This window comes from Streptomyces sp. NPDC058289 (assembly GCF_042880975.1).
GTDB classification, from domain to species: domain Bacteria; phylum Actinomycetota; class Actinomycetes; order Streptomycetales; family Streptomycetaceae; genus Streptomyces; species Streptomyces stoeckheimensis.
Genome location: NZ_JBHVYI010000025.1, coordinates 71,683 through 98,235 on the forward strand (window position 1 = coordinate 71,683; position 26,553 = coordinate 98,235).

Here is a 26,553-nt window from a genome sequence, read left to right on the forward strand (position 1 = left end):
CGGCGCTATCCCCAGAGAGTCACCGCCGCCCACCGAAAGAGGGAGAGGCGTCGTGACCGCGGAAACCTCCCAGACTCTCGACCGAGGACTCCGAGTTCTCAAACTGCTCGCCGACACCGACCACGGTCTGACCGTCACCGAGCTCTCCAACCGCCTCGGTGTGAACCGCACCGTGGTCTACCGCCTCCTGGCCACCCTCGAACAGCACGCCCTGGTCCGCCGCGACCTCGGCGGCCGCGCCCGCGTCGGGCTCGGGGTGCTGCGCCTGGGCCGCCAGGTGCACCCGCTCGTGCGCGAGGCGGCGCTGCCCGCGCTGCGCTCCCTCGCCGAGGACATAGGCGCCACCGCGCACCTGACCCTCGTGGACGGAACCGAAGCGCTCGCCGTGGCGGTCGTCGAGCCGACCTGGACCGACTACCACGTGGCCTACCGGCCCGGCTTCCGCCATCCGCTGGACCGCGGGGCAGCCGGCCGGGCCATCCTGGCCGCCCGTCAGGGCACGCTCATCGAGCCCGGGTACACGCTCACCCACGGGGAGCTCGAAGCGGGTGCCAGCGGCGCTGCCGCACCCCTCGTGGGCATCACCGGGCTGGAGGGCAGCGTGGGCGTCGTCATGCTGGCCGACGCCGTGCCCGAGCGGGTCGGCCCGCGCGTCGTGGACGCCGCCCGCGAGGTGGCCGACGCCCTGCGCTGAGCCGCGCAGCCGCACGCGCAGCACATCCGGACACCGAGCCGCGCCCCCGACCGCCGGGGGCGCGGCTCGACCCGTTCGGGGGCACCCGCGCTAGATTGGCCCGGTGCTCTCTCGCCTCACACGCCTGCCGCGTCCCGCCGCCCTCGCCGTCTGCGCCGTGCCCGTGCTCGCGCTGTTCGCCGTCGCGGCCTTCGCCCCGCTGCCCTTCGTGATCGCGCAGCCGGGCCTCACGGCCGACGTGCTCGGCGCCCGCGACGGCAAGCAGGTCATCGCCATCACCGGGGCGCCCACCCGCGAGACCAAGGGCCAGCTGCGGATGACCACCATCCAGGCCACCGGCCCCTCCACCTCCGTCACCCTCCCCGAGCTGGTCGGCGACTGGTTCGACACCTCCCGGGCGGTCATGCCCAGGGAGTCGGTGTACCCGTCGGGCGGAAGCGACAAGGAGATCGAGGAGCACAACCTGGAGGAGATGACCAAGTCGCAGTCGACGGCCTCCGAGGCCGCTCTCGGCTACCTCCACAAGGACCCGAAGGACGTGAAGGTCGAGCTGAACCTCGCCGACGTCGGCGGTCCGAGCGCCGGGCTGCTCTTCTCCCTCGGCATCGTCGACAAACTCGACGGGAACGGCAGCGGCGGCGATCTCACCGGCGGCAGCACCATCGCCGGTACGGGCACCATCACCGCGGCCGGCGAGGTCGGTGCGGTCGGCGGGGTGGCCCTGAAGACTCAGGCCGCGCGGCGCGACGGGGCGAGCGTGTTCCTCGTACCGGCGGCGGAGTGCTCGGACGCCAGGTCCGAACTCCCCGAGGGGCTCCGGCTGGTCCCCGTCACTTCGCTGACGGATGCGGTGAACGCGCTGCGGGCTCTGCAGAAGGGCGAATCGGTTCCGTCCTGCTGAGCCGGGGCGCCGCCTCCATGCCGCGCCAGGACGGGAACACCAGCGGGGAGAGCGTGACGAGGAAGTACACCCCGCCGAACACCAGCAGCGCCCGCGTCACCCCGAAGCCGTCGACCAGCAGCCCCGCGGCCAGCCCGCCCAGCGGCATCGTCAGCTCGCAGCCGGCCTGGGTCACGCCCATGACCCGGCTGCGCAGCTCGTCGGGCACCTTCTCCAGCATCACCGTGGTCAGGATCGGGTTGAGCACGCCCGCGCCCAGCCCGGACAGCGCCATCGTCACCGCGAGCGGCAGCGGGGTGTCGGTGAAGGCGGCGACCACGTAGCGCGGTGCCCCGCACAGCAGGAACGCCGCGGCGAACACGGCCCTACGGGGGAACCGCTCGCCCCAGGCTCCGTAGAGCAGGGCCCCCAGCAGCGCGAACCCGCCGAAGAGGGCGATCAGCAGGCCCAGCGCGGCGGCTCCGCCGAGGGCTTCGCGGCCGTGCACGGGCAGCAGGACCGAGGACCAGCCCTGGTCGATGCCGTTGGTCATCATCACCATCACCGTGATGCCCAGCAGCAGGCGGGTGCGGGCCAGGAACCGCCAGCCCTCCGCCAGTTCGGCCCGGTAGCCGGCCAGTGACACCTTCTCGGCGGCCCGCTGCGGCTCGGCGGCCGGTATCCCGCGCAGGAACGCGGTGACCAGCAGTGCGGAGGCGCCGAAGGTGGCCGCGTCGAGGAGCAGGACCGACTCGGCGCCGATCGTGGCGATGAGCACGCCGGCCAGTGCCGCCCCGATCATGCGGGCTCCGCGCGAGACGGCGTCGTAGAGGCTGGCGGCGCGGGCGACGGTGGTGCCGGCGTGTTCGGCGAGATGGGGGAGCAGGACGTAGCGGGCGGCCAGCCCGGGGGTGTGCACGAGCCCGCCGACGGCCATCAGCGCGCACAGCATCCAGAACTCCAGCAGCCCGGTGTAGTGCAGCAGCGGGATCGCGGCCACGGACAGTCCGCAGATCAGGTCGGAGGCGGCAGAGACCCGGCGGCGGCCGAGCCGGTCGATGACCGGGCCCCCGACGAGGGCGGCCACCGCCACGGGCAGGGTGGCGCAGAAGGCGACGATCCCGGCCCGGCCGGCGCTGCCCGTGGTCTGGAGCACGAACCAGGGGACCCCGATGAGGGTCAGTGAACTCCCGGCTATCGAGATGGTGTTGGCGATCAGGACGGCGATGAAGGGGCGACGGCTCACGCGATGCCGCCGTGCGGGCGGGAGATCCGGGTGTTGCGGGTGATGCGTGCGTGCAGGTGCGCGGGCTGGATCATGCGGATGCCGAGCGCGATCAGGGTCTCGCCGAGCTGGTTGCGCAGGGCGGGGGCGCGCAGGTGGGGAACGTGGGAGGCGTCCGGTCCGGCCTCTCGCGCGCGGCGCCAGGCGGCGGCCTGGGCGGTGAGGGTGGCGTGGGTCGCGGCATGGATTTGGGCATGGCTGAAGGCGTGCACGGCAGGGCTCCTTCTGCGAAAGGGGTGCTGAGAGTGCTGTGTGGGCGCTACTTGCTGTGGACCGGGAAGGCGTGCGTGTGGAAGCGCACCATCTCCGTGCCCTCCGAGGGCGGCAGGTCGCGGTAGCTGTTGATCAGGTCGTGGACCTTGAGGACCAGCTCGTGGGTCTGTTCGGCGGTCAGCTTCAGCGTGAAGTCGCTGAGCTCCGAACTCCGCCGCCATTCCATGGGCCAGGTGTGCGAGGCGCCCAGCCAGGTCGACAGCTCCTGCTCGTGGATCTTCACGATCTCGGCGAGGAAGACCTCCGCGGCACCGCGTGTGGCCGGGTCGGTGTCGTAGATCAGTGCCTCGTCGAACTGGGTGCCGTCCTGGGAGGCCCGCCACCAGCGCTCCCGGCCCTTGCCGTGCTCGGGGGCGTCCTCGACGAACCCGTGCGCGGCGAGTTGGCGCAGGTGGTAGCTGGTGGCCCCGCTCGATTCCCCGAGCCGCTCCGCGAGTTGCGAGGCGGTGGCCGGCCCGTACCGGCCCAGGGCGCCCAGCAGGCGGATGCGCAGCGGGTGGGCCAGGCCGCGCAGGGAGTGCGGGTCGAGCTTGCGGACCTTCGGCTCGGCGGGCTTCTGGGAATCGGCGCTCTTCTCGGGCATGCCTCAACAGTAGAGTTGCAAAGAACCCTATGCAAGGGTTTCTTTGCAACTACTTCTTTGCATCCCCGCTCCGGAGGTCACCGGTCACCCCTCCTTGATGAACCCCTCCGCGATCAGCCACTCCTTCGCCACGTCGTGCGGGTCCCGCCCCTCCACGTCCACCAGCGCGTTGAGCCGCTGCGCCGTCTCCGTCGTCAGCCGCTTCGACAGGGGGTCCAGGAGGCTTGCGATCGCCGGGTACTTCTCCAGCGTCTTCGCGTGCAGCTCCGGCGCCGCGTTGTAGTTGGGGAAGAAGTGCCGGTCGTCGGCGAGGGTGTCCAGGTCCATGGCCTTGATCCGGCCGTCCGTGGTGAAGGCCTCGCCCAGCAGGCAGGAATCGGACTTGGAGACCTGCGTGTAGATGATCCCGGCGTCCATCTTCATGACGTTGCCCGCCGGGATCTTCATCCCGTACGCCTTCTCCATCCCCGGCAGCCCGTCCTCCCGCGAGGCGAACTCGTTCTCCACGCAGACCGTCACCGCCTTGGGGTCGCGCTGCGACAGCGCCGCCACGTCCGACAGGGTCTTCAACCCGTACTTGGCGTTGTTCTTCTTGCTGATGGCCAGCGTGTAGGTGTTGTTGAGCGTGGACGGCGGCAGCCAGGCCACGCCGTTCTTCACGTCCGCGTCCCGTACCGCCTCCCACTGCGCGTACGGGTCCGTGATCGGCTTGTCGTTGCCGAGGTAGGTGATCCACGCCGTGCCCGTGTACTCGTACATGGCGTCCGCGTCGCCCTGGATGATCGCCTCGCGGGCGCTGATCGACCCGGGCAGGTTGGTGCGGTCCAGCACCTCGGCGCCGGCCGCCTTGAAGATCAGGCCGATCATCTGGCCGAGCACGATGTTCTCGCTGAAGTTCTTCGAGGTGACCGTGAGCGAGGCGCCCTTGAGGGGCTGCCCCCGGCCGACCGAGCCCGGTAGGACGTCGTCCACCATCGGGGACCCGCTCTTGAGCCCGCAGCCCGCGAGCCCCAGCAGGGGCAGCAGGGCCGCGCAGGCCGCCGCGGCCGTCCGTACGGAGAGGGAGAGCCTGGCCATCTACGCCTCCAGCCCGCGCGGGGTCAGGACCGTCTCGGCCAGTGAGGCCAGCCAGTCCACGAACAGCGCCAGCGCCACCGTCAGCACCGAGCCCAGCACCAGCACCGGCATGCGCTGGGTCTGGATCCCGGAGGTGATCAGGTCGCCGAGGCCCCCGCCGCCGCCGAAGGTGGCCAGGGTCGCGGTGCCGACGTTGAGGACGAGGGCCGTCCGTACGCCCGCAAGGATCAGCGGGACGGCCAGCGGCAGTTCCACCTTCATCAGGGTTCCCATGGAGGACATCCCGATCCCGCGCGAGGCCTCCACCAGCTGCGGGTCGATCCCGCGCAGCCCCGCGACGGTGTTGGACAGCACGGGCAGGACGGCGTAGGCGACCATGCCGATGATCGCCGTCGAGGGGCCGATGCCGAGCCAGATGACCAGCAGGGCCAGCAGTCCGATGGCCGGGGTGGCCTGGCCGATGTTGGCGACGGCGGTGACCAGCGGGGCCGCCCGGCGCAGGCCGCGGCGGGTGAGGGCGATGCCGAGCGGGATGGCGATGATCAGCACCCAGAAGGTGGAGATCGCGGTGAGCTGGACGTGCTGCCACAGCCGGAGCTCCACGTTGCCGTCGGCGAGGGAGTTCTCGGCGATGGTGTCGAGGGTGGCGTTGGTGATCCACAGGTACGTGGCCAGCAGCACCAGCGCCAGCACGATGGGCAGGGTCACCAGCCGGGCCCAAGTGAGCCGGCGCCCGGGGCGGGGCGGCGCGGTGGAGGTCATGACCTCCTCGGCGGGATCGGGCTCCTCCGGGTCGCGGAAGACGTGACCCTTGAGCTCGTGCTCGCCGGGCGGGCGTTCGGGAGAGACCGGGTTCCTCGGGCTCATGAGCCCTCCGTACCGTCCCGGAGCCCCTCCAGGTCCCGCTCGACGCGGTGGTGGCGCAGCTCCTCCAGGTCGTGCGCGTGCTCGGCCGCCGTCAGCCGGTCGGCCTCCAACATCTCGTGCACGGAGTTCATCAGGGTCTCCATGTCCACGACGCCGATGTACTCGCCGCGCCGCCCGGTGACGGCCACCCGGCCGCCGCTGTCGGTGAGTACGGCCTCCAGGGCGTCGTGCAGGGTCGCGTCCCGGGTCACCGTGTCGTGCACGAGCTGGCCGGCCCGGGCGAGGGAGCCCTTGGCGCGCATCAGGTCGCCGCGGCGCAGCCATTTGTACGGGCGGCCCCGCCGGTCCAGCATCAGCAGCTCGTTGCCCTGGCCGGCGCGCAGGGTGTTGAAGATCTGCTGGAGCGGGTCGTCGACGGACACGGTCGGGAACTCGGCGATCTCCACGTCCCGCACGCGGGTGAGGTTGAGCCGCTTGAGGGCCGCCCCGGCGCCGACGAAGCCGGAGACGAAGTCGTCGGCGGGGTTGGTGAGGATGGCCTCGGGGGTGTCGAACTGCGCGATGTGCGAGCGCTCGCGCAGGACGGCGATCCGGTCGCCCAGCTTGATGGCCTCGTCGAAGTCGTGGGTGACGAAGACGATCGTCTTGTGCAGCTCGTGCTGGAGCCGGATCAGCTCGTCCTGGAGGTGGTCGCGGGTGATGGGGTCGACGGCGCCGAAGGGCTCGTCCATCAGCAGGACGGGCGGGTCGGCGGCGAGCGCCCGGGCCACGCCCACGCGCTGCTGCTGGCCGCCGGAGAGCTGGCGCGGGTAGCGGCCGTGGAACTCGCGCGGGTCCAGGCCGACCAGGTCGAGCATCTCCTCGACCCGGTCCTTCACGCGGGACTTGGACCAGCCGGTCATCTTCGGGACCAGGGCGATGTTCTCGGCGACCGTCATGTGCGGGAAGAGCCCGGAGGACTGGATCGCGTACCCGATCTTGCGCCGCAGTTTGACCGGGTCCATGTCGGTGACGTCCTCGTCGCCGATGCGGATCCGGCCGGAGGTGGGCTCGATCAGCCGGTTGATCATCTTGAGGGTGGTGGACTTCCCGCAGCCGGACGGGCCGACGAAGACCACCAGCTCGCCCGCCTCGATCTCCATGGAGACGTCGTCGACGGAGGGGTTGGGGTTGCCGGGGTAGCGCTTGGTGAGGTTCTCCAGCTGGATGGTGGCGCCGGAGGTGGCGGACGGCTGCGGGCTCGCCGCCGGCTGCGGGCTCGTCGTCGGCGCGGACGTCGGCTCAGACACGGATTCCCCTCGGGATGGTGAGACGGCCGAGCAGGACGTACGCGGCGTCGAAGAGCAGCGCGAGGATGACGACGCCCAGCGTCCCCGCCAGGACCTGGTTGATGGCGTTGGCGCTGCCGAGCGAGGCGATCCCGCGGAAGATCTCGTTGCCCAGGCCCGGCCCGGAGGCGTAGGCGGCGATGGCCGCGATGCCCATCAGCATCTGCGTGGAGACCCGGATGCCGGTCAGGATCGGCGGCCAGGCGAGCGGCAGCTCCACCTTCAGCAGTTGGGCGCTGCGCGACATCCCGATGCCCTTGGCGGCATCGACCAGGGCCGGATCCACCCCGCGCAGTCCCACGATGGAGTTGCGGACGATGGGCAGCAGCCCGTACAGCGTCAGGGCGATCACGGTCGGCGCGACGCCGAGGCCGACGATCGGGATCAGCAGGCCGATCATGGCGAGGGACGGGATGGTCAGCACCGTGGAGGTGGAGGTGACCGCGAGGTTCCCGGCCCAGCCGCTGCGGTAGGTCAGGACGCCGATGGCGACGCCGAGGGCGGTCGCGATCACCATGCACTGGAAGACGGCGCTGGCGTGCTGGAAGGCGTCGGTGAGGAGCTGCTGGTGGCGGTTGGACAGGTAGGCCCAGAAACTCACGCCACGTCACCTCGTCCGTCGTTGCCGCAGGTCGGTCGGATCAGTCGTCCTCGGCCGCCTGTTCGACCAGGGGGATGATCCGCAAGGGTACGGGATTTTCCATGACAATCGCCGTCGAAGCCCTCACGATGCCATCAAACGCGACAACACGGTCGATCACCCGCTGGAGATCCGCGTTGGAGCGGGCCACCAGCCGGCACAGCATGTCCCCGTGGCCGGTCGTCGTGTGCAGCTCCAGCACCTCCGGTACCCCGTCCAAGTGGGCCCGTACGTCCGCCCCTTGACCCTGTTTGATCTCCAGCGTGGCGAAGGCCGTCACCGGGTACCCCAGGGCCGCCGGATCCACCTGCGGACCGAACCCCCGGATGACTCCGTTCGACTGAAGCCGGTCCAGCCGGGCCTGCGCGGTACCGCGCGCCACGCCGAGCCGGCGCGAGACCTCCAGGACCCCGATCCGGGGCTCGCGGGCGAGCAGGACGATGAGCCGGCCGTCGAGTTCGTCGATTCCCATGGCTGCCTCCGGGGCGGTCGGTCGGTGGTCATAGTGCACAGATATCCCAGCCATGGTGGGCTGATACTGGTCAGTCTGTACAGCATAAATGGAAACTATTGCGCAGCTTGTGGAACGGCGGGACTCTGCGGTCATGACTGAGACCCAGCCGCTCGACACCGCACCGCGCACCGCCGCCAAGGCCGATCCCTTCCCCGTCAAGGGCATGGACGCGGTCGTCTTCGCCGTAGGCAACGCCAAGCAGGCCGCGCACTACTACTCGACCGCCTTCGGCATGAAGCTCGTCGCCTACTCCGGACCGGAGAACGGCACGCGCGAGACGGCCAGCTACGTCCTGACCAACGGCGCCGCGCGGTTCGTCCTCACCTCGGTCATCAAGGCCTCCACCGACCGCGGCCGCTTCCTCGCCGAGCACGTCGCCGACCACGGCGACGGCGTCGTCGACCTGGCGATCGAGGTCCCGGACGTCAAGGCGGCCTACGCCTACGCCGTCGAGCACGGCGCGCGCGGCCTGGACGAGCCGTACGAGCTCACCGACGAGCACGGCACGGTGCGGCTGGCGGCGATCGCCACCTACGGCCAGACCCGGCACACCCTGGTCGAGCGCGGCGACTACACCGGCGCCTACCTGCCCGGCTTCGTCTCCGTCGACCCGATGGTCGAGCCCCCGGCCAAGCGCACCTTCCAGGCCATCGACCACTGCGTGGGCAACGTCGAGCTCGGCCGGATGAACGAGTGGGTGGCCTTCTACAACAAGGTCATGGGCTTCACGAACATGAAGGAGTTCGTGGGCGACGACATCGCGACCGAGTACTCGGCGCTGATGTCGAAGGTCGTCGCGGACGGCACCCTGAAGGTGAAGTTCCCGATCAACGAGCCGGCGATCGCGAAGAAGAAGTCGCAGATCGACGAGTACCTGGAGTTCTACGGCGGCGCGGGCGTCCAGCACATCGCGCTGGCCACGAACGACATCGTCGCCACGGTGCGCGCGATGCGGGCCGCCGGTGTGACCTTCCTCGACACCCCGGACTCGTACTACGACACGCTCGGCGAGTGGGCCGGAGAGACCCGGGTACCGGTCGAGACCCTGCGCGAGCTGAAGATCCTCGTCGACCGCGACGAGGACGGCTACCTGCTGCAGATCTTCACCAAGCCGGTCCAGGACCGCCCGACGGTCTTCTTCGAGATGATCGAGCGCCACGGCTCGATGGGCTTCGGCAAGGGCAACTTCAAGGCCCTGTTCGAGGCGATCGAGCGCGAGCAGGAGAAGCGGGGCAACCTCTAGGGGGTTGCGTCGGCCGGGGTTGCGGGGCTCCTCCCGGGGCTCCGTCCCGGACCCCGCGCCTCAGACGCCGGCGGGGCTGGATGTGGCCGGCGTTTGAGGTGGAGCGCCCCTAGGGCTAGGGCTACGGCTTCGGCTTCGGTTTGGTGGCGGGCTTGGCCGCCTTCGGGAGTTCCGGGGCCACCCACGGGGTGGTGGGCTGCATGTTCTCCGGGCCGCCCGCCGGCGGCTTGCCGATCGTCGCCAGGGCCTCCTTCGCCAGCGGCGCCCGTACCGGCGAGAACCGCGGGTTCGTCCGCAGGGCCTCCTCCAGGTGCCGCCGCGCCCCGGCCACGTCGCCCAGGCCCCGCTCGATCACCGCCCGGTGGTACGAGAACTCCGCGAGCCGCAGCCCCTGCTCCGTGGCCTTCTTCGCGTACTCCAGCGCCCCCGCGTCGTCGCCCGTCTTGTGCAGCGCCCATCCCAGCGCGTCCGCCACCGGCAGGCTCTTGTGCCGGGCCCACTCCGCCGTGAGGCGCCGTACGGCCGCCGCCGGGTCGCCGTGGTCCGCCTCGAACCGGCCCAGGAGCAGTTCCTCGTTCACCCCGCTCCGGGCGGCCTGCGCCGGGAGCCCGCCGTACACCGCCTTCGCCTCGTCGCCCCGGCCCAGCGACTCCAGCAGCTCGCCCAGCTCCAGCGACAGCGCCGGCACCGCGGCCCGGCCCAGCGCCAGCCGGTAGTCCCGTACGGCCTCCCCGCCCCGGCCCAGCGCCGCCAGCACCCGCGCCCGCCCGCCCAGCGCCTGCGCCTGGCCCGGATCGGTGCGCAGCGCGGCCTCGTACTGCTTCAGGGCCTCCGCGTCGTCGCCGCGCTCCCATGCCAGCTCCCCGAGCCGGAACAGCACGTACGCCTTCTCCGCCGGGGCCTTCGCCGCGCCCCCCGCGTGCTCCATGGACATGGCCGCGTCCTCGCGCCAGCCCCGGTCCCGGTACACCTGCGAGGCCTTCATGAAGGCCGCCAGCCCCGGCCGCATGTCGACCAGGCTCTCCATCGCCTTCTCCGCCGCCTTGTAGTCCCCGAGCCCGCCGTACGCGTCCACGAGCACCGGGTACGCCGTCCACCGCTTCGGCGCCTGCGCCCGTACCAGCTCGCCCCACTTCTTCCCGGTCCCGAAGTCCCGCCGGGCGTTGGCCAGCGTGCCCATGCCCGTCATCGCGTCGAAGTTGCCCTTCTCGACCGGGCGCAGCTCCAGCGAGCGCTTCAGCGCGCCCTCCGCCTTCGGATACCAGGCGGGATCGGCCGTCCGCCGCGCCTGCTCCAGGTACGCGGAGCCCAGCACCGCCCACGAGGCCTCGTCCTCCGGGTGCTCCCCGACCCACTTCTCCCGGTCGGCGACCAGCGCCGACAGGTCCACCGCCGCCACCGGCGCACCCATGCCGACCGCCGCGCGGGCCCGCTCGCTGGGCCCCGGCGGACGCGCGTCGTCGCCCGTGCGGGCCGGCCGGATCAGCAGGGCCCCGGCGATCAGGACCACCAGGGCCGCCGCCGCCACGAGCGTCTTGCGGCCGGTGAAGGTCACGGGCGGGGCAGCCTGCTGCTGCCTCTCCTGGGAGACGGATGCGTCGCGCATAGGGTCCATGAGGTCACTGTGCGTCAATATGAAGAGCTCGCCGAGGTGTCCGAAGAGCGTCGCGGGCGTGTTCACACCGATGGCCCCGGGTGTCACGCTGGCCCCATGGTTGACACAGTTGACGAAGTTGATGGCGGGTCACGCGAGCTCCACGCGCTGCTCCTGGAAGGCCTCCCGCCCGAGGCGGTGCTGACCGACCCCCAGGTGACCGCCTCCTACGCCACCGACATGGCCAGCTTCTGCGCCGCCGGCACTCCGGCCGCCGTGGTCCTGCCCCGGACCGTCGAACAGGTTCAGCACGTCCTGCGCACCGCCCACGCCCTGCGCGTCCCCGTGGTCCCCCAGGGCGCCCGTACCGGCCTGTCGGGCGCCGCCAACGCCTCCGACGGCTGCATCGTGCTGTCCCTCGTGAAGATGGACCGGATCCTGGAGATCGACACCGTCGACCGGATCGCCGTCGTCGAACCGGGCGTCGTCAACGCCGTCCTCTCGCGCGCCGTCGCCGAGCGCGGCCTGCACTACCCGCCGGACCCCTCCAGCTGGGAACAGTGCACCATCGGCGGGAACATCGGCACCGCCGCCGGCGGTCTGTGCTGCGTCAAGTACGGGGTCACCGCCGAGTACGTCCTCGGCCTCGACGTGGTCCTCGCCGACGGCAGGCTCCTGCAGACCGGCCGGCGCACCGCCAAGGGCGTCGCGGGGTACGACCTCACCCGCCTGTTCGTCGGCTCCGAAGGCAGCCTCGGCGTCGTCGTCCGCGCCGTCCTCGCACTGCGCCCGGCCCCACCCCGCCAGCTCGCGCTCGCCGCCGAGTTCCCCTCCGCCGCGGCCGCCTGCGCGGCCGTCTGCGCCGTCATGGAGGCAGGCCTTACGCCCTCGCTGCTGGAGCTGATGGACCGTACGACCGTCCGCGCCGTCAACGCGCTGGGCAAGATGGGCCTGCCCGACACCACCGAGGCCCTGCTGCTCGCCGCCTTCGACACCCCGCACGCGCCCGAGGACCTCGCCGCCGTGGGAGCGCTGTGCACCGCCGCCGGGGCGAGCGCCGTCGTACCGGCCGAGGACGCGGCGGAGTCCGAACTGCTCCTCCAGGCCCGCCGGATGGCGTTGCCCGCCCTGGAGGCCCTGCGGCCGGCGACGATGATCGACGACGTGTGCGTACCGCGGACCCGGCTCGCCGAGATGCTGGAGGGGACCGCCGCCATCGCCCGTACGCACGACCTGCTCATCGGGGTCTGCGCGCACGCCGGCGACGGGAACACCCACCCCATCGTCTGCTTCGACCCCGCCGACGAGGACGAGACCCGGCGGGCCCGCGCGTCCTTCGAGGAGATCATGGCGCTGGGGCTCGAACTGGGCGGGACCATCACGGGAGAGCACGGGGTCGGCGTCCTGAAGAAGGAGTGGCTCGCCCGCGAACTCGGCCCCGTGGGCGTGGAGATGCAGCGCGCCGTCAAGCACGCCTTCGACCCGGAGGGACTGCTCAACCCGGGCAAGCTCTTCTGAAACAGGGGCAGTTCCCGTACCGGGCTCTGCGCTCGGGCCCTCACAGGTCCCCGTCCGCCGACTCGTCCGACGGCCACGGGTCGCGCATCCACAGCTCGTCGGCCGGCGTCGGGGCGAGCAGCTCGGCCAGCGCCGCGTCCAGGCCGAGCCGGTCGGCCTCGGTGCCGGGCGGCACGATCCGCAGGGTCCGCTCCAGCCAGGCCGACACCGACACGGCGGGAGCCTCCAGCAGGGCGTCGCCGTCGGGGGAGCTGAGCGCCATGCACAGGACGGTCTGCTGACCGACCTTCGTGGGCCAGATCCGCACGTCGCCGTGGCCGCACGGGCGGAACACCCCCTCGACCAGCAGCTCGCGGGCGAAGGTCCAGTTCACCGGGGTGCTGGAGCCGGTGTGGAAGGTGATGTGCACGGCGTACGGGTCGTCCGTCAGGTACAGCAGGCGGGCGGGGACGGGGACGCTGCGCTCGGGGGACAGGACCAGCTTCAGTTCCAGCTCGCGCTCGACGGCGGGGTGGTGCATGGCGGCCTCACTTCGGTACGGGGTACGTGTTCGGGTGGTGCGCGGGGCCTTCCAGCGGCCCACACCCGGAGAGAGCGCCGAAGTGCCCGGGTATGACGCGACTTCCCGAAGCACATCGAGGATTGGCCGAAATCAATCGGCTGACCGAAATCTTGCGTACAGGGCTGCGTTCGCCAGTGTTCGCCCGATCGCTTGGATTCTCCCGTTACCGGACCTGTCGGAGGGCGGTTCTTGGCTATGGTCCACCCCTGCAAGAAGCCTCAAGCCACGATCGGAGTTGGGGACATTGACGGCCTCCCCTGGTGACGGCGAGCACGCGGCCCGCGAGGGCTACTACCCCGATCCGTCCATCCCCGGGTACGTCAGGTTCTGGAACGGCCTGAACTGGGTTCCCGGTACGAGCCGCCCCGCGGCCCCTGCCGACGAGACGGGTCCCGTGTTCCTCGACCAGACGGGTGTGAGCGAGGCGCTGCGCGAGCCGGAACGCCGACCGCAGCCCCGCCCCGCGCCGGCCCCTGCCCCTGCCCCCACGCCGGCACCGGCTCCCGCGTCCTGGCCGGAGCCCGTCGGCTCCGTGGCGGCGCCGGCCCCGCGGTCCGAGGTGGAGTCCTGGTCGGAGTCCGCATCGCGGTCGGATTTCGAGCCCTGGCCGGAGGCCGGGCCGGAGTCGGGGCTCGAGTCCGGGTCCGGGCACGGCTCCGAGCCCGCGGAATGGCAGGCCGATCCGCTCCACCAGTCCGGGTTCGGCGGGCCGCGCGACCGCCGGGTGTCCTGGGGCCACGAGGAGGAGGCCGCCGCCCGCCCTGCCGGAATCTCCCTGGCCCGCCCGCCGGTCCCGGCCCCCACTCCGCACCAGGCGCCGGCGCAGGCCCAGGCCCAGGCACCGGCACCGGCTCACCGCTCGGCCCAGGCCCAGGCGTCGCCCCACCGCTCGGCCCAGGCCCCGGCTCGGCACTCGGCCCCGGCCGCCGTGTCGGCCGCCCTGCCCGCGCAGGTGTCCGGCTCCGCCGCCCCGGGCGGCCTCGGCATCCTGTCGGCGCCCTCCCCGGTCGCGGCCCATGCCCCCGCTGCGGCCCCCGCCCCCGTGTGGCCCGCCGCCCCGGGTTCGGCCGGCTCGGACCCGGAGCCGGTGGAGCGCGTGCGGCGCGCGGAGCGCCCGGCCCCGGCCGTCCCGGCGGAGCCCGCCCGGCGCGTGGCCCCCGTAGAGCCGGCCGACCGTGCGGAGCGGGCCGAGGCCGCCGTGCCCCCGGCTCCGCGTCCCGAGAGGACCGGACGCGCGGTGTTCGAGCGGATGGCGGAGCGGGCCGTGCGCCCCGCCGGGCTCGTGCGCCGCGCGACGGCCCGGCTGCTGGACTCCCTCGTCTACGCCGCCGTCGCGACCGGCGTGGCGCTGCCCCTCGTGCCCGCGGCGACCGCGCACCTCCAGGCCAAGGTGGACGCCGCCCGGGCGGGCGGCCGGACCACCACCGTGTGGCTGCTCGACGGGACCATCGCGGGCTCGCTGGGCCTCGTCCTGGGCGCCGTCCTCCTCTTCGGCGTCTTCTACGAAGCCCTGCCCACGGCCCGTTGGGGTCGCACCCCGGGCAAGAAGCTGCTCGGCGTCCGGGTCCTGGCCACCGCCACGCTGCGCCCGCCCCGCTTCGGCGCGGCGCTGCGTCGCTGGCTCGTGTACGCCCTCCTGGGCCTCCCGGGGGCCCTGTGGGCCCTCGCGGACCGCCCGCGCCGCCGGACCCTCCACGACCGCGCCGCACGCACGTACGTGGCCCGCTAGGGCCTGTCGTCAAACTCCCTTCTGCGGGCGACGGCGGGAGTTTGACGACAGGCCCTAGGGCCCCTGCCGCTGCCCCGTCCCCCGAATGGACGCGTTCCCGTTGCGGGCCGCTCCGGGCCGGGTTCGACTCGGGCCATGAGCACCGACCAGCCGCCGCCGGGCCAGCCGCCCGAGGACGACCCGTTCCTCAAGAAGCCCCAGGAACCGACGCCTCCGCCGTCGGGTGGTTCGCCGTACGGCTCACCGCCCGCAGGTGCCGGCGGAGGCTTCCCGCCGCCCCCGCCCGGAGGTGGAGGGGGCTATCCTCCGCCGCCCCCGCCCGGGGGAGGCGGCTACCCGCCCCCGCCGCCCCCGTACGGAGGCGCGGGCGGTGGCGACCCGTACGGCGGTGGTGGCGGCTACGGCATGCCCGACCCGCTCGCCGGGATGCCGCCGCTCGCCGACTTCGGCAAGCGGCTCGCCGCCCGCGTCATCGACCTGCTGATCATCGCCGTCCCGCTGTTCGTCATCCAGCTCCTCGCCGGTGACCGCAACCGCTACACGGTCGAGACGAACAAGGGCGAGGACGTCACCGAGGTCATCACCAAGTCCTACAGCGGCAGCGGTCTGATCATGACGCTGATCTCGATCGTCGCCTACGTGGGCTACGACTGGTGGTTCGTCAAGAAGAACGGCCAGACCCTCGGCAAGAAGTGGATGGGCCTGCGCGTCGCGATGCTCAACGACGGCAGCGTCCCGCAGTCCAACGCCGCGCTCTCCCGCGCCGCCGTGCTCTGGCTGCCGACGCTGATCTGCTGCTTCTGCCTGTGGCCGATCGCGCTCGTCATCTCGATGCTCGTCGACAAGCCCTACAAGCAGGGTCTGCACGACAAGGTGGCCAAGACCGTGGTGGTCCAAGCCGCATAGAAGGCCACCGAGCTGCGCAGTCCGGTGCGCGGGCGGTCTCCCCACGGGGGAGGCCGCCCGCGCCGCGGTGTGCACGGGGTCAGTGGTGAACCGCGTCAGTGGTGCACGGGGTGTTCGACCGGGGCCGGCGCGGGGGCCGGTGCGCCCGCCGCCAGGTCCTGCGGCACGGTGTTGGGGACCGGTGAGGCGGTCCTCGTACGGGTCGCCGCGTGCCGCCCGCGCCGGCGGGGCAGCGGGACGGTGACTGCGACGAGGAGCCCGAGGGCGAGGGCGGCGGCGGAGATGACCGCCACGCCGAGTCCCGTACTCGTCTGCGAGAGCAGCAGCATGGCGATCGTCGACACGATGACGGTGGCGGACCCGTAGGCGAGCTGTGCGGCAGTCGGACGCGGCATGGCGATATCCGTCCTCGAAGCGGGAGGGGGAGTCGGCTCGACCAGGTCTGGCGTCGAGTGACTCTACGACGGTGGATGCCCGAGCGGAACTGTCGGTAAGCGCGACCTCACCCGCGGGAGGGGAAGCAGCGGAGCACAGGGGGCGCACGGGGGTCACTGCCGGGGCCCGGGGGGCGGGGAGGGGCGGGTGCGGCCGATGAGGTTCGATGGCGGTCGGATGCGGGGCGGACGCGGGTCGGATGCCGGGCGGATGTGGGTCGGGTGCGGATCGGTCGAGGGGCCGGAAGTCCTGTTCGTCCGCTATGGCCGTGGAACGTCCGAATAGCGGAACTCGGTGACCGCATAGTGCAGTTGTAAGGAACAAGTCAAGGTCTGTCTTTTCTTGCGACTCTCCGGTCAAATGTCGTCACTTGAGACGCGCGCCGCACGGAACCCCCCACTCCTACGGAGAAGTTCCGCACCACCTTCGCGGCCGCGGGAGGGGAACGACATCAAGTGACCAGCAACTCGGCCAGAAGACGAGCGCTGCGCGCCGCCGCAATCGGCGTGACCCTGGCAGCGACGGCGGCCACCGGCGCCGCCTTCACGATGGCCACGGCAGACCCGGGTGCGAAGGTGTCTGCCGCGGACCGCCAGGACCCGACCGCTCCCTCCAAGGAGCAGGTCAAGCACAACCTCGTGGGCCCGTTCAGCGTGCAGCAGGAGCAGGCCCGCAAGGCCGCCCTGGAGCAGGTGCTGAGCGGCAAGAAGGACGTCGAGCAGCGTGGCGCCTCCAAGGTGGTCAAGCTCGACGACAAGAAGTACGTCGAGCTCGGCCGCGAGAAGACCGACAAGATCTTCACGATCCTCGTCGACTTCGGCGACCAGGTGGACAACACCACCACGTTCGACCCGGACGGTCCCGGCCCCAAGCCGGCCGTGCCCAAGTACGGCGGCAACCCGGGCCCGCTGCACAACCAGATCGCTCAGCCCGACCGTGCGGTCAACAACAGCACGGCCTGGCGCAAGGACTTCAACCGCGCGTACTTCCAGGACCTGTACTTCGGTACCGGCGCCGGCAAGAACTCGCTGAAGACCTACTACGAGAAGACCTCCTCGGGCCGTTACTCGGTCGAGGGCGAGGTGGCCGACTGGGTCAAGGTCCCGTACAACGAGGCCCGTTACGGCTCGAACTACTGCGGCCAGACCAACTGCGCCAACGTCTGGGACACGGTCAAGGACGGCGTGACCGCCTGGGCCGAGGGCCAGAAGAAGGCCGGCAAGACCGACGCCCAGATCAAGGCGCAGATGGCCCAGTACGACCTCTGGGACCGCTACGACTTCGACGGCGACGGCAACTTCAACGAGCCCGACGGCTACATCGACCACTTCCAGATCGTCCACGCGGGCGAGGACGAGTCGGCCGGCGGCGGCGTGCAGGGCACCAACGCCCTGTGGGCGCACCGCTGGTACGCCTACGGCACCGAGGCCGGCAAGAACGGCCCGGCCAACAACAAGGCCGGCGGCACCCAGATCGGCAACACGGGCATCTGGGTCGGCGACTACACGATGCAGCCCGAGAACGGCGGCCTCGGCGTCTTCGCGCACGAGTACGGCCACGACCTGGGCCTGCCGGACCTCTACGACACCTCCGGTGGCGGCGAGAACTCGGTCGGCTTCTGGTCCCTGATGTCGGCCGGCTCCTGGCTCGGCAACGGCAAGGACTCCATAGGCGACCTCCCGGGCGACATGACCGCCTGGGACAAGTTCCAGCTGGGCTGGCTGAACTACGACAAGGCCAAGGCCGCGACGAAGTCCACCCACAAGCTGGGCGTCTCGGAGTACAACACGAAGGACAAGCAGGCGCTCCTCGTCGACCTTCCGAAGAAGAAGGTCACCACCGACATCGTCGCTCCCGCCGAGGGTGCTTCGCAGTGGTGGAGCAACATGGGTGACGACCTCAAGAACACCCTCACCCGCTCGGTCGACCTGACCGGCAAGTCCTCCGCGGCCCTGTCCCTCAAGGGCTGGTGGGACATCGAGGCGGAGTACGACTTCCTGTACACCGAGGTCTCCACCGACGGTGGCGCCACCTGGACCGCGCTCGCCGGCACCGCCGACGGCGTGGCCATCCCGGTCGACGCTTCCAACAGCCCGTCGCTCACCGGCGTCTCGGGTGCCTGGAAGAACCTGAACTACTCGCTGAACGCCTACGCGGGCAAGAAGGTCGACCTCCGCTTCCGCTACCAGACGGACGGCGGCGCGGGCGGCAAGGGCTTCACGGGCGACGCGCTCAGCATCACGGCGGACGGCGCCACGCTGTTCACCGACGGTGCCGAGAACGGCGACAACGGCTGGACCGGCAAGGGCTTCTCCCGCGTCGGCGCCGGCTTCACCAAGGAGTACGCCCAGTACTACCTGGCCGAGAACCGCCGCTACGTCTCGTACGACAAGACCCTCAAGGTCGGTCCGTACAACTTCGGCTTCGCCAACACGAAGCCGAACTGGGTCGAGCACTACGCCTACCAGGACGGTCTCCTGATCTGGCAGTGGGACACCTCCCAGAAGGACAACAACACCAGCCAGCACCCCGGCGCCGGTCTGATCCTTCCGATCGACGCCAACGCCAAGCCGATGAAGTGGTCGGACGGCACCCTGCTGCGCAACAAGATCCAGCCGTACGACGCCGCCTTCAGCGCGTACAAGACGGACGCGATCACCCTGCACAAGAACGGCCAGGAGCTCTTCCTGAAGCCCAAGCCCGCGCAGCTCGTCTTCGACGACCACAAGGGCAAGTACTTCTACGACGAGAACCCGACCGGCTCGGTGAAGACAACTGACACCAACACCAAGATCAAGATCGTGAAGGAGACCTACGACGGTCTCGTCATGACGGTCGAGGTCGGCCCGTCCGTTAAGTAATTCGGTAAAACCGCAGGTCAAAGCATGATCGGCCGTCGCCCCCTAGCGGGCGGCGGCCGTTCGCGTTTAGATGCGTGAGCTGAGTTTCTTATTGACGGGGGAGATGAAGACATGCCCGGTGGAGGTTTCGTCCGATTGCCAGGCGGCAGCGTGGTCGTCGCGCTCACGCTGCCCAGACCGTTCGCGAAGGCTGCAGTCGAGGGCGGTATCGCAGGCTGCACCGAAGGCGGAAACGTCCGTGTGCTGGTGCACGCGGTGAACCGGGCCCGCGCCCTGACCAGGCTGCGGAACCTCGGACTGCGGGCCGTCTACCTGCGCGGCAACGCAGAGCCGCCCAGCCTGGACGAGATCACCGCCGTCCTGCACCACCCCGACGGCCTGCTGTGGCGCTCCGCGCCCGACCGGGCGGCGGAGCTGTGGCACCCGATCAGGGCCCTGCTGGGGTGACCGGGCGGGGCTGAGCCCGCCCCGGAGGCGCCCCTGCCGGTGCCCGGCTCAGCCGGCCACCGCAGGGGTCCCGCTCAGCTCCACTCCGGCTTCCCGGAGCTCGGCCAGCGCGCGGGTCGTGGTGTGCGGGGCCACTCCGGCCGTCAGGTCGAGCAGCACGTGGGTACGGAACCCCGCGCGGGCCGCGTCCAGGGCGGTGGCCTTGACGCAGTGGTCGGTGGCGATCCCGACCACGTCGACCTCGGTGACCTGCCGGTCGCGCAGCCACTGCGTGAGCCCGAGGCCGTTCTCGTCCGCACCCTCGAAGCCGCTGTACGCGGCCTCGTACGCCCCCTTGTCGAAGACGGCGGCGACGGCCCCCGAGGCGACCGCGGGCGCGAAGTTCGGGTGGAAGCCCACGCCCTCGGTCCCGGCGACGCAGTGCACCGGCCAGGAGGTCTCGTAGTCCGGCTGGGCCGGGGGGTGCGCGAAGTGGGACCCGGGGTCGACGTGGTGGTCGCGGGTGGCGACGACGTGCCGGTAGCCGGCGGTGGCCTGACCGATGAGCTCGGTGATGGCGGCGGCGACGTCGGCTCCGCCGGTGACCGCGAGGCTGCCGCCCTCGCAGAAGTCGTTCTGTACGTCGACGACGATCAGTGCGCGGTGCATGTCCGGTGCCCTTCGGTTGGGTGTTCCTGTGCGGCGGAGTGGTCCTGGTGCGGCGGAGGGGGCCCTGCGGGGCCTTTCCCCCACCCCGCCCCTTCCCGAAACTGGGGCTGCGCCCCAGACCCTCACGGGCGCTCCGCGTCGGCGTCCGGCATCAGCCGGATCCAGCCCCGCCGGGCTTGCGGCCCCGCCCCCGGAGCTACGCGTACTCGGTCGGGATCACGGCCTCGCCGCGCGAGAGCTGCGTGGCGGAGAGCGGCAGGCCCGTCAGGGCCTCGCGGTGGCGGTCGCGGGCCGTCTCCAGGGACTCCCGGGCCACGACCTCGCCGCCCTTGACCAGCTCCACCAGGAGCTGCTTGTCCGCCAGCGCCGCCGGCACCGGCCCGGTCCCGAGGACCTCCGCCTCCGCGACCCCTTCGGCATCGAGCCGCCGGGCCGCCCACTTGCGCCCCCCGACGGAGGTCTTGCCGCCCGAGGACTTCTTCGCCACCGACACCAGGGGGGCCTTCGGGTCGGCCGAGGCCGCCCGCGCCACCAGCTTGTAGACCATCGAGCACGTCGGGTGCCCGCTGCCCGTCACCAGCTGGGTGCCGACCCCGTACGCGTCCACCGGAGCGGCCGCCAGCGAGGCGATCGCGTACTCGTCCAGGTCCGAGGTCACCACGATCTTCGTCGCGGTCGCCCCCAGCTCGTCGAGCTGCTGCCGCACCCGGTGCGCGACCAGCAGCAGGTCCCCGGAGTCGATCCGGACGGCGCCCAGGTCCGTCCCGGCGACCTCCACGGCCGTCCGGACCGCCTCCGCCACGTCGTAGGTGTCCACCAGCAGCGTGGTGCCGCTGCCCAGCGAGGCGACCTGGGCGGTGAAGGCGTCCCGCTCGCTGTCGTGCAGCAGGGTGAAGGCGTGGGCGCTCGTACCGACCGTCGGGATCCCGTACCGGAATCCGGCCGCCAGGTCCGAGGTCGAGGTGAAACCGCCGACGTACGCGGCGCGGGCCGAGGCGACGGCCGCCAGCTCGTGCGTGCGCCGGGCGCCCATCTCGATCAGCGGCCGGCCGCCGGCGGCCGAGGACATCCGGGAGGCGGCGGCGGCGATCGCGGAGTCGTGGTTGAGGATCGACAGGATCACGGTCTCCAACAGCACGCACTCGGCGAAGCTGCCCTCGACGCGCAGGACCGGTGAGCCGGGGAAGTAGACCTCGCCCTCCGGGTAGCCCCAGATGTCGCCGGAGAAGCGGTACGAGGCGAGCCAGTCGAGGGTGCGGGCGTCGATGACGTTCCGCTCGCGCAGGAACTCCAGTACGGCGCCGTCGAAGCGGAAGTTCTCCACCGCGTCGAGCACCCGGCCGGTCCCCGCGATCACCCCGTAGCGGCGCCCCTCGGGGAGCCGCCGGGTGAACACCTCGAAGACCGAGCGGCGGTCGGCCGTGCCGTTGGCCAGCGCGGCCTGCAACATCGTGAGCTCGTAATGGTCCGTGAAGAGCGCTGTCGACGGCACGTCCACCGGCAGGCCCAGGTCCGCAGGGTTCATGCGACGGATGCTAGCGCACATCTCGTCAAAGTGACGAGATGTAGGGGCCCGTTTGTGCGACGGGCCCCTGTCAGTGGCAGCATGGGACAAGTGAGTGTTGCTCCCATTGAGATCGAACGCACCGAATCGGCCGAAGAGACCTTCGCGGTCCCCGAACCCGACGTCCCGTGGGTGACCCTGGTGCACAACGACCCGGTCAACCTCATGAGCTACGTGACGTACGTGTTCCAGGCGTACTTCGGCTACTCCAAGGACAAGGCGAACAAGCTGATGATGGACGTCCACCACAAGGGTCGGGCGGTCGTCTCCAGCGGCAGCCGTGAGGAGATGGAACGGGACGTGCAGGCCATGCACGGCTACGGCCTCTGGGCGACCATGTCCCAGGACCGCAACTGATGGGCGGCGTGTTCGAGCCCCTGAAGGCCGGCGGGGCCGCCATCGCGCTGGACGAGATCGAGATTTCGATCCTGCGCTCCCTGGCCGTGCAGTTGCTGGAGCTCATCGGCCCCGGCGAGCCGGAGCCCGAGCCGGACGCCGACCCGCTGGCCGCGCTCTTCGCCGCCTCCGACGGCCCGACCGAGCCGCCCTCCGACCCGGCCCTGGCGCGGCTCTTCCCCGACGCCTACGGCGGCCCGGAGACGGGACCCGGTGCCGACACGGAGGAGCTGCGGGCCCACTCGGCCGAATTCCGCCGCTTCACCGAGAACGACCTGCGCTCCCGCAAGCGGGAGGACGCGCTGGCCGTCGTACGCAGCCTGGACACCCTCAGCCCGGCCGGCGACGGGGCGGCCGTCCTGGAGGTCGACGGGGAGCTGCGGCTGCGCTGGCTGGGCGCCCTGAACGACCTGCGGCTCACCATCGCGGCCCGCCTCGACATCACGGAGGACGACGAGAGCGCGGTGCTGTTCCGGCTGCCGGACGACGATCCGCGCAAGCCGATGGTGATGGCGTACCTCTGGCTCGGCGGTCTCCAGGAGACCCTCGTCGAGACGCTGAGCGACTCCCTCTGAGGGTGTTCCGCGGGTGTTCCGCGGAACCCTCTGAAGATCCTCAAGCAGGCCGGCCGTTCGCTCAGCGGACGCTCAAATCCGGATAACGATCAGGTCACCACGATGTGGTGACCTGATCTGTTTCAGGGCCTTTGCCCCGATTTTTTTGCGGCCTGCGTCACATTTTCCGCCCTCCTGCACCCGTAAGCACGTGATAAATCTTCACGACCGCCGACGGGGCGCCACCCATGCCCCGCGGCCTGCTTGAACCGGCTGACCGCCGGGTGCAACTCCATCCGTATCCGGGGGGATCGAGGACCCGATCCGCTGCCAGCCATGGCGCGGGTCGGCGTGGAGAAAGGCGCACCAAGACATGACCTCCGTACAGGTCGACGAGCAGCAGCACGACACAACCGAGGGCGACGGCTACCACCGCGCACTCGGCGCCCGCCAGATCCAGATGATCGCGATCGGCGGCGCCATCGGCACCGGCCTCTTCCTGGGCGCCGGCAAGGCCATCTCCAAGGCCGGCCCCAGCCTGATCCTGGCTTACGCCATCGCGGGCCTGGTCATCTTCTTCATCATGCGGGCCCTGGGCGAACTGCTCATGTACCGCCCGGTGTCCGGCTCCTTCTCGGACTACGCCCGGGAGTTCCTCGGCCCCTTCTGGGGGTACGTGACCGGCTGGACCTACTGGCTCTTCTGGGTGGTCACCGGCATCACCGAAGTCACCGCCGCGGCGCAGTACATGTCGTACTGGACCCATGACAGCTTCCCGCAATGGGCGTACGCGCTGATCTTCACGGTCATCCTCTACGGCGCCAACCTGATCTCCGTGAAGCTCTTCGGCGAGCTGGAGTTCTGGTTCTCGATGGTCAAGGTCACCGCCATCGTCGGCATGATCCTGATCTGCGCCGGCATCCTCACCATCGGCTTCTCCGACGCCGCGGACACCGCCACCGTCTCCAACCTGTGGAACGACGGCGGCTTCTTCCCCAAGGGCATCGGCGGCACGCTGATGACCCTGCAGATCGTGATGTTCGCCTTCCTCGCCGTCGAGCTGGTCGGCGTCACCGCCGGCGAGTCCAAGGACCCCGAGAAGACCCTGCCCAAGGCCATCAACACCGTGCCGTGGCGCATCGCCGTCTTCTACGTCGGCGCGCTGATCATGATCCTGTCGGTCGTCCCGTGGCACGAGTTCCAGCCCGGCGTCAGCCCCTTCGTCGCCGCCTTCGAGAAGATGGGCCTCGGCGTCGGCGCCGCGATCGTCAACTTCGTCGTCCTGACCGCGGCCCTGTCCTCCTGCAACTCGGGCATGTACTCCACCGGCCGCATGCTGCGCGACCTCGCCCTCAACGGCCAGGGCCCGAAGTTCTTCACCAAGCTCACCAAGAGCGGCACCCCGCTGATCGGCACCACCTTCTCGGCGGCGCTGATGCTGGTCGGCGTCTGGATCAACTACGTCGCCCCCGGCAAGGCCTTCGACTACGTCGTCTCCTTCGCCACCATCTCCGGCATGTGGGCCTGGATCATGATCCTGGTCTGCCAGATCCGCTACCGCGCCGCCTCCGACCGCGGCGACCTGCCCGCGTCGCCGTTCCGCGCCCCCGGCGCCCCGTTCACGAGCTACTTCGCCCTGGCCTTCATCGGCATGGTCATCGTGATGATGGGCGTCGACAAGGACGCCCGGGTCTCGCTCTACTGCGCCCCGCTGTGGGGTCTGCTGCTGGGCGTCTCCTACCTGGTGATGAAGTCCCGCGACCCGCGCGGCGCCGCCTTCACCAAGGCTTCCTAAGGCGCCGTAAGGACCCTGTCCACCATTCGGGCCCTCCCGTACCACTCCTCGGTACGGGAGGGCCCGTCTGCTTATCCTGTCGCTCATGCTGACCATCACCCAGGACCTGTACGACCGGATCGTCGCGCACGCCCGGCAGGACCACCCCGACGAGGCCTGCGGCGTGGTGGCCGGCCCGGCGGGCACGGACCGCCCGGAGCGTTTCGTGCCGATGCTGAACGCGGCCCGGTCGCCCACGTTCTACGAGTTCGACTCGAAGGACCTGCTGAAGCTCTACCGCGAACTGGACGACCGGGACGAAGAGCCCGTCATCGTCTACCACTCGCACACCGCGACCGAGGCCTACCCCTCGCGCACGGACGTGACGTACGCGAACGAGCCCGGTGCGCACTACGTGCTGGTCTCCACGGCGGACAAGGACGGCCTCGGGGAGTTCCAGTTCCGGTCGTACAAGATCATCGAAGGCGTGATCACGGAGGAAGAAGTGCAGGTCGTCGCGGCCTACTGAGGCACGGCGCGGGACCAGTTCTCAGCATGTGAGCGATATCGGTCCACGATGTGAAATCACACTCCAAACCAGGGACCGGGAATCGTTAACATGACCGCATGGTTTCCCACGACGTGAGCATCGAGACGCCCGGCAGGCTGCTGCTTGTGGCGCGGCTGCACGTCGACCTGTGCCGCCTCGCCAGCGCCATCTGTACTGCCGCCTGAGCCGCGAAGGCCCCCTCGCGGGCCGCGCGGCTCGCGCCTGCTCCGCTTCGCTTCGCCCGCCTTCCCTTCACCATCCTGACTGGAGCCTGCCATGGCCATCGAGGTCCGCATCCCCACCATCCTCCGCACCTACACCGACGGCGAGAAGGCCGTCACCGGTGAGGGCGCCACCCTGGCCGACCTCTTCTCCGACCTGGAGACCCGCCACAAGGGCATCCAGGAGCGCATCATCGACGAGGCCAAGGGCGGCGAGCTGCGCCGCTTCGTCAACGTCTACCTCAACGACGAAGACGTCCGCTTCCTCGACGGCATCTCCACCGCCCTCAAGGACGGCGACAACGTCACCATCCTCCCGGCCGTAGCCGGCGGATCGAAGTAATGCGCTACGACTCCCCGCTGGCCGCGGTCGGCAACACGCCGCTGGTACGCCTGCCCCGGCTCTCGCCCTCGGACGACGTCCGCATCTGGGCGAAGCTCGAGGACCGCAACCCGACCGGCTCGATCAAGGACCGCCCCGCGCTCCACATGGTCGAGCAGGCCGAGAAGGACGGCCGGCTGTACCCCGGCTGCACGATCCTGGAGCCCACCTCGGGCAACACGGGCATCTCCCTCGCCATGGCCGCGAAGCTCAAGGGCTACAACATCGTGTGCGTCATGCCGGAGAACACCTCCCAGGAGCGGCGCGACCTGCTGGCCATGTGGGGAGCCGAGATCATCCCGTCGCCGGCGGCGGGCGGTTCGAACACGGCCGTCCGCGTCGCGAAGGAACTGGCGGAGCAGAACCCCTCCTGGGTGATGCTCTACCAGTACGGAAACCCCGACAACGCGGGCGCCCACTACGCCACGACCGGCCCGGAGATCCTTGCGGACCTCCCCTCGATCACCCACTTCGTGGCGGGCCTGGGCACCACGGGAACCCTCATGGGCGTGGGCCGCTACCTGCGCGAACACGTCCCGGGCGTCAAGATCGTCGCGGCGGAACCGCGCTACGACGACCTCGTCTACGGGCTGCGCAACCTCGACGAGGGCTTCGTCCCCGAGCTGTACGACCCGTCGGTCCTGACGACCCGCTTCTCGGTGGGCTCGGCGGACGCGGTCACCCGCACCCGGGAGCTCCTCCAGCAGGAGGGCATCTTCGCGGGCGTCTCCACGGGCGCGGCCCTGCACGCGGCGATCGGCGTCGGCCGCAAGGCGGTGGCGGCGGGCGAGTCGGCCGACATCGTCTTCGTCGTGGCCGACGGCGGCTGGAAGTACCTGTCGACGGGGGTCTACACGGCGGCCACGACGGAAGAAGCCATCGAAGTCCTCCAGGGCCAACTCTGGGCATAGCCCGACCACGCCCTGGGAGGGGCTGGACCGCCCCAGCGGCGGTGCAGCCCCAACCCCAATAAGGGGGCCGCCCAATAAGGACGGCGGGCGGGGGGGACACGCCCGCGCCCCAGAAAG

28 protein-coding genes are annotated in these 26,553 nt (G+C 70.9%); 15 read left to right on the forward strand and 13 right to left on the reverse strand.

All coding sequences use genetic code 11. From position 1 onward, the window contains the following. Positions 1-52 precede the first annotated feature (52 nt). Together ACFVX6_RS15515 and ACFVX6_RS15520 are read left to right on the forward strand one after the other, a co-directional pair. Entirely contained in the window at positions 53-694 is a 642-nt protein-coding gene (locus ACFVX6_RS15515) for an IclR family transcriptional regulator (protein ID WP_054222485.1), read from the forward strand. Positions 695-797: 103 nt separating this feature from the next. Then, positions 798-1,595 (forward strand): S16 family serine protease, encoded by a 798-nt coding sequence (locus ACFVX6_RS15520; protein ID WP_389691624.1) that lies wholly within the window; start codon positions 798-800, stop codon positions 1,593-1,595. On the opposite strand, the gene ACFVX6_RS15525 is transcribed toward ACFVX6_RS15520, so the two are convergent. The 8 genes from ACFVX6_RS15525 to ACFVX6_RS15560 all read right to left on the reverse strand — a co-directional run bounded on the left by ACFVX6_RS15525 (position 1,525) and on the right by ACFVX6_RS15560 (position 8,099). Next, complete coding sequence (locus tag ACFVX6_RS15525) at positions 1,525-2,820, reverse strand: MFS transporter (RefSeq protein ID WP_389691626.1); 1,296 nt, start codon at positions 2,818-2,820, stop codon at positions 1,525-1,527. The two genes, ACFVX6_RS15520 and ACFVX6_RS15525, sit on opposite strands and share 71 nt — an antisense overlap. Beyond that, positions 2,817-3,071, reverse strand: a complete 255-nt coding sequence (locus tag ACFVX6_RS15530) for a hypothetical protein (RefSeq protein WP_389691628.1) — start codon at positions 3,069-3,071, stop codon at positions 2,817-2,819. Before ACFVX6_RS15530 ends, ACFVX6_RS15525 begins: the two co-directional genes overlap by 4 nt. A 47-nt stretch (positions 3,072-3,118) precedes the next feature. Further along, positions 3,119-3,715 carry an ArsR/SmtB family transcription factor gene (locus tag ACFVX6_RS15535; RefSeq protein ID WP_389691629.1) on the reverse strand — a complete coding sequence of 199 codons (597 nt, stop codon included), beginning with the start codon at positions 3,713-3,715 and terminating at the stop codon, positions 3,119-3,121. Between the two features lie 84 nt (positions 3,716-3,799). Next, positions 3,800-4,792, reverse strand: coding sequence for a glycine betaine ABC transporter substrate-binding protein (locus ACFVX6_RS15540; protein ID WP_389691631.1), 993 nt, complete (start codon positions 4,790-4,792; stop codon positions 3,800-3,802). Next, a complete protein-coding gene (locus tag ACFVX6_RS15545; protein WP_389691633.1) occupies positions 4,793-5,659 on the reverse strand; it encodes an ABC transporter permease in 867 nt (288 codons plus the stop codon). Next, positions 5,656-6,867, reverse strand: coding sequence for a betaine/proline/choline family ABC transporter ATP-binding protein (locus ACFVX6_RS15550; protein ID WP_389691673.1), 1,212 nt, complete (start codon positions 6,865-6,867; stop codon positions 5,656-5,658). Before ACFVX6_RS15550 ends, ACFVX6_RS15545 begins: the two co-directional genes overlap by 4 nt. Positions 6,868-6,940: 73 nt before the next feature. Continuing rightward, positions 6,941-7,588: an ABC transporter permease gene (locus ACFVX6_RS15555; RefSeq protein WP_250741110.1), complete on the reverse strand. Its 648-nt coding sequence runs from the start codon at positions 7,586-7,588 to the stop codon at positions 6,941-6,943. Between the two features lie 40 nt (positions 7,589-7,628). Beyond that, positions 7,629-8,099, reverse strand: a complete 471-nt coding sequence (locus ACFVX6_RS15560; RefSeq protein WP_112448141.1) for an Lrp/AsnC family transcriptional regulator — start codon at positions 8,097-8,099, stop codon at positions 7,629-7,631. Positions 8,100-8,232: 133 nt separating this feature from the next. Here ACFVX6_RS15560 and hppD point away from each other — a divergent pair, with 133 nt between their 5' ends. Further along, the gene (hppD, locus tag ACFVX6_RS15565) at positions 8,233-9,384 is read left to right on the forward strand and encodes a 4-hydroxyphenylpyruvate dioxygenase (protein WP_389691635.1); all 1,152 of its coding nucleotides are present in this window, start codon (positions 8,233-8,235) and stop codon (positions 9,382-9,384) included. Positions 9,385-9,505: 121 nt separating this feature from the next. On the opposite strand, the gene ACFVX6_RS15570 is transcribed toward hppD, so the two are convergent. Next, positions 9,506-10,999, reverse strand: coding sequence for a tetratricopeptide repeat protein (locus tag ACFVX6_RS15570; protein ID WP_389691637.1), 1,494 nt, complete (start codon positions 10,997-10,999; stop codon positions 9,506-9,508). A gap of 96 nt (positions 11,000-11,095) precedes the next feature. Here ACFVX6_RS15570 and ACFVX6_RS15575 point away from each other — a divergent pair, with 96 nt between their 5' ends. Next, positions 11,096-12,496: an FAD-binding oxidoreductase gene (locus ACFVX6_RS15575; RefSeq protein WP_389691639.1), complete on the forward strand. Its 1,401-nt coding sequence runs from the start codon at positions 11,096-11,098 to the stop codon at positions 12,494-12,496. Between the two features lie 40 nt (positions 12,497-12,536). On the opposite strand, the gene ACFVX6_RS15580 is transcribed toward ACFVX6_RS15575, so the two are convergent. Beyond that, positions 12,537-13,016 carry an SsgA family sporulation/cell division regulator gene (locus tag ACFVX6_RS15580; protein ID WP_389691641.1) on the reverse strand — a complete coding sequence of 160 codons (480 nt, stop codon included), beginning with the start codon at positions 13,014-13,016 and terminating at the stop codon, positions 12,537-12,539. Positions 13,017-13,302: 286 nt separating this feature from the next. Between ACFVX6_RS15580 and ACFVX6_RS15585 the strand changes: the two genes are divergently transcribed. Together ACFVX6_RS15585 and ACFVX6_RS15590 are read left to right on the forward strand one after the other, a co-directional pair. Further along, on the forward strand, positions 13,303-14,787 hold the full coding sequence (locus ACFVX6_RS15585; protein ID WP_389691643.1) for an RDD family protein: 1,485 nt from the start codon (positions 13,303-13,305) through the stop codon (positions 14,785-14,787). 135 nt (positions 14,788-14,922) lie between these two features. Further along, entirely contained in the window at positions 14,923-15,693 is a 771-nt protein-coding gene (locus ACFVX6_RS15590; RefSeq protein ID WP_389691645.1) for an RDD family protein, read from the forward strand. 95 nt (positions 15,694-15,788) lie between these two features. On the opposite strand, the gene ACFVX6_RS15595 is transcribed toward ACFVX6_RS15590, so the two are convergent. Beyond that, positions 15,789-16,088, reverse strand: coding sequence for a hypothetical protein (locus ACFVX6_RS15595; protein ID WP_389691647.1), 300 nt, complete (start codon positions 16,086-16,088; stop codon positions 15,789-15,791). Between the two features lie 495 nt (positions 16,089-16,583). On the opposite strand from ACFVX6_RS15595, the gene ACFVX6_RS15600 reads away from it, so the two are divergent. Both ACFVX6_RS15600 and ACFVX6_RS15605 read left to right on the forward strand, forming a co-directional pair. Next, positions 16,584-18,989 carry an immune inhibitor A domain-containing protein gene (locus ACFVX6_RS15600; protein ID WP_389691649.1) on the forward strand — a complete coding sequence of 802 codons (2,406 nt, stop codon included), beginning with the start codon at positions 16,584-16,586 and terminating at the stop codon, positions 18,987-18,989. Positions 18,990-19,100: 111 nt separating this feature from the next. Further along, the gene (locus ACFVX6_RS15605; protein WP_389691651.1) at positions 19,101-19,436 is read left to right on the forward strand and encodes a hypothetical protein; all 336 of its coding nucleotides are present in this window, start codon (positions 19,101-19,103) and stop codon (positions 19,434-19,436) included. Between the two features lie 48 nt (positions 19,437-19,484). Here the strand turns inward: ACFVX6_RS15605 and ACFVX6_RS15610 are convergent, their stop codons facing one another. Beyond that, positions 19,485-20,084, reverse strand: coding sequence for an isochorismatase family protein (locus tag ACFVX6_RS15610; protein ID WP_389691653.1), 600 nt, complete (start codon positions 20,082-20,084; stop codon positions 19,485-19,487). A 196-nt stretch (positions 20,085-20,280) separates the two neighbouring features. Beyond that, entirely contained in the window at positions 20,281-21,609 is a 1,329-nt protein-coding gene (locus ACFVX6_RS15615) for a nicotinate phosphoribosyltransferase (RefSeq protein WP_389691655.1), read from the reverse strand. Between the two features lie 81 nt (positions 21,610-21,690). Here ACFVX6_RS15615 and clpS point away from each other — a divergent pair, with 81 nt between their 5' ends. From clpS to ACFVX6_RS15650, 7 genes are all read left to right on the forward strand, one after another. Beyond that, positions 21,691-22,005, forward strand: a complete 315-nt coding sequence (gene clpS, locus ACFVX6_RS15620) for an ATP-dependent Clp protease adapter ClpS (RefSeq protein WP_243337276.1) — start codon at positions 21,691-21,693, stop codon at positions 22,003-22,005. Then, on the forward strand, positions 22,005-22,619 hold the full coding sequence (locus tag ACFVX6_RS15625; RefSeq protein WP_389691657.1) for a DUF2017 domain-containing protein: 615 nt from the start codon (positions 22,005-22,007) through the stop codon (positions 22,617-22,619). Before clpS ends, ACFVX6_RS15625 begins: the two co-directional genes overlap by 1 nt. A 352-nt stretch (positions 22,620-22,971) precedes the next feature. Beyond that, entirely contained in the window at positions 22,972-24,393 is a 1,422-nt protein-coding gene (locus tag ACFVX6_RS15630; protein ID WP_389691659.1) for an amino acid permease, read from the forward strand. Between the two features lie 85 nt (positions 24,394-24,478). Then, positions 24,479-24,901, forward strand: a complete 423-nt coding sequence (locus ACFVX6_RS15635; protein WP_389691661.1) for a Mov34/MPN/PAD-1 family protein — start codon at positions 24,479-24,481, stop codon at positions 24,899-24,901. Between the two features lie 98 nt (positions 24,902-24,999). Next, positions 25,000-25,107 (forward strand): putative leader peptide, encoded by a 108-nt coding sequence (locus ACFVX6_RS15640; RefSeq protein WP_323182362.1) that lies wholly within the window; start codon positions 25,000-25,002, stop codon positions 25,105-25,107. 91 nt (positions 25,108-25,198) lie between these two features. After that, complete coding sequence (locus ACFVX6_RS15645; protein ID WP_250741130.1) at positions 25,199-25,486, forward strand: MoaD/ThiS family protein; 288 nt, start codon at positions 25,199-25,201, stop codon at positions 25,484-25,486. Further along, on the forward strand, positions 25,486-26,436 hold the full coding sequence (locus ACFVX6_RS15650; protein ID WP_389691664.1) for a PLP-dependent cysteine synthase family protein: 951 nt from the start codon (positions 25,486-25,488) through the stop codon (positions 26,434-26,436). Before ACFVX6_RS15645 ends, ACFVX6_RS15650 begins: the two co-directional genes overlap by 1 nt. Positions 26,437-26,553: the final 117 nt, after the last annotated feature.

Bases quoted from the DNA above. Each gene is read 5' to 3' on its own strand.
- ACFVX6_RS15535 (WP_389691629.1), bottom strand. From the start codon at position 3,715: ATGCCCGAGAAGAGCGCCGATTCCCAGAAGCCCGCCGAGCCGAAGGTC.
- ACFVX6_RS15540 (WP_389691631.1), bottom strand. From the start codon at position 4,792: ATGGCCAGGCTCTCCCTCTCCGTACGGACGGCCGCGGCGGCCTGCGCG.
- ACFVX6_RS15545 (WP_389691633.1), bottom strand. From the start codon at position 5,659: ATGAGCCCGAGGAACCCGGTCTCTCCCGAACGCCCGCCCGGCGAGCAC.
- ACFVX6_RS15560 (WP_112448141.1), bottom strand. From the start codon at position 8,099: ATGGGAATCGACGAACTCGACGGCCGGCTCATCGTCCTGCTCGCCCGC.
- hppD (WP_389691635.1), top strand. From the start codon at position 8,233: ATGACTGAGACCCAGCCGCTCGACACCGCACCGCGCACCGCCGCCAAG.
- ACFVX6_RS15570 (WP_389691637.1), bottom strand. From the start codon at position 10,999: ATGGACCCTATGCGCGACGCATCCGTCTCCCAGGAGAGGCAGCAGCAG.
- ACFVX6_RS15575 (WP_389691639.1), top strand. From the start codon at position 11,096: ATGGTTGACACAGTTGACGAAGTTGATGGCGGGTCACGCGAGCTCCAC.
- ACFVX6_RS15580 (WP_389691641.1), bottom strand. From the start codon at position 13,016: ATGCACCACCCCGCCGTCGAGCGCGAGCTGGAACTGAAGCTGGTCCTG.
- ACFVX6_RS15590 (WP_389691645.1), top strand. From the start codon at position 14,923: ATGAGCACCGACCAGCCGCCGCCGGGCCAGCCGCCCGAGGACGACCCG.
- ACFVX6_RS15595 (WP_389691647.1), bottom strand. From the start codon at position 16,088: ATGCCGCGTCCGACTGCCGCACAGCTCGCCTACGGGTCCGCCACCGTC.
- ACFVX6_RS15605 (WP_389691651.1), top strand. From the start codon at position 19,101: ATGCCCGGTGGAGGTTTCGTCCGATTGCCAGGCGGCAGCGTGGTCGTC.
- ACFVX6_RS15610 (WP_389691653.1), bottom strand. From the start codon at position 20,084: ATGCACCGCGCACTGATCGTCGTCGACGTACAGAACGACTTCTGCGAG.
- ACFVX6_RS15615 (WP_389691655.1), bottom strand. From the start codon at position 21,609: ATGAACCCTGCGGACCTGGGCCTGCCGGTGGACGTGCCGTCGACAGCG.
- clpS (WP_243337276.1), top strand. From the start codon at position 21,691: ATGGGACAAGTGAGTGTTGCTCCCATTGAGATCGAACGCACCGAATCG.
- ACFVX6_RS15625 (WP_389691657.1), top strand. From the start codon at position 22,005: ATGGGCGGCGTGTTCGAGCCCCTGAAGGCCGGCGGGGCCGCCATCGCG.
- ACFVX6_RS15630 (WP_389691659.1), top strand. From the start codon at position 22,972: ATGACCTCCGTACAGGTCGACGAGCAGCAGCACGACACAACCGAGGGC.
- ACFVX6_RS15635 (WP_389691661.1), top strand. From the start codon at position 24,479: ATGCTGACCATCACCCAGGACCTGTACGACCGGATCGTCGCGCACGCC.
- ACFVX6_RS15640 (WP_323182362.1), top strand. From the start codon at position 25,000: ATGGTTTCCCACGACGTGAGCATCGAGACGCCCGGCAGGCTGCTGCTT.
- ACFVX6_RS15645 (WP_250741130.1), top strand. From the start codon at position 25,199: ATGGCCATCGAGGTCCGCATCCCCACCATCCTCCGCACCTACACCGAC.
- ACFVX6_RS15650 (WP_389691664.1), top strand. From the start codon at position 25,486: ATGCGCTACGACTCCCCGCTGGCCGCGGTCGGCAACACGCCGCTGGTA.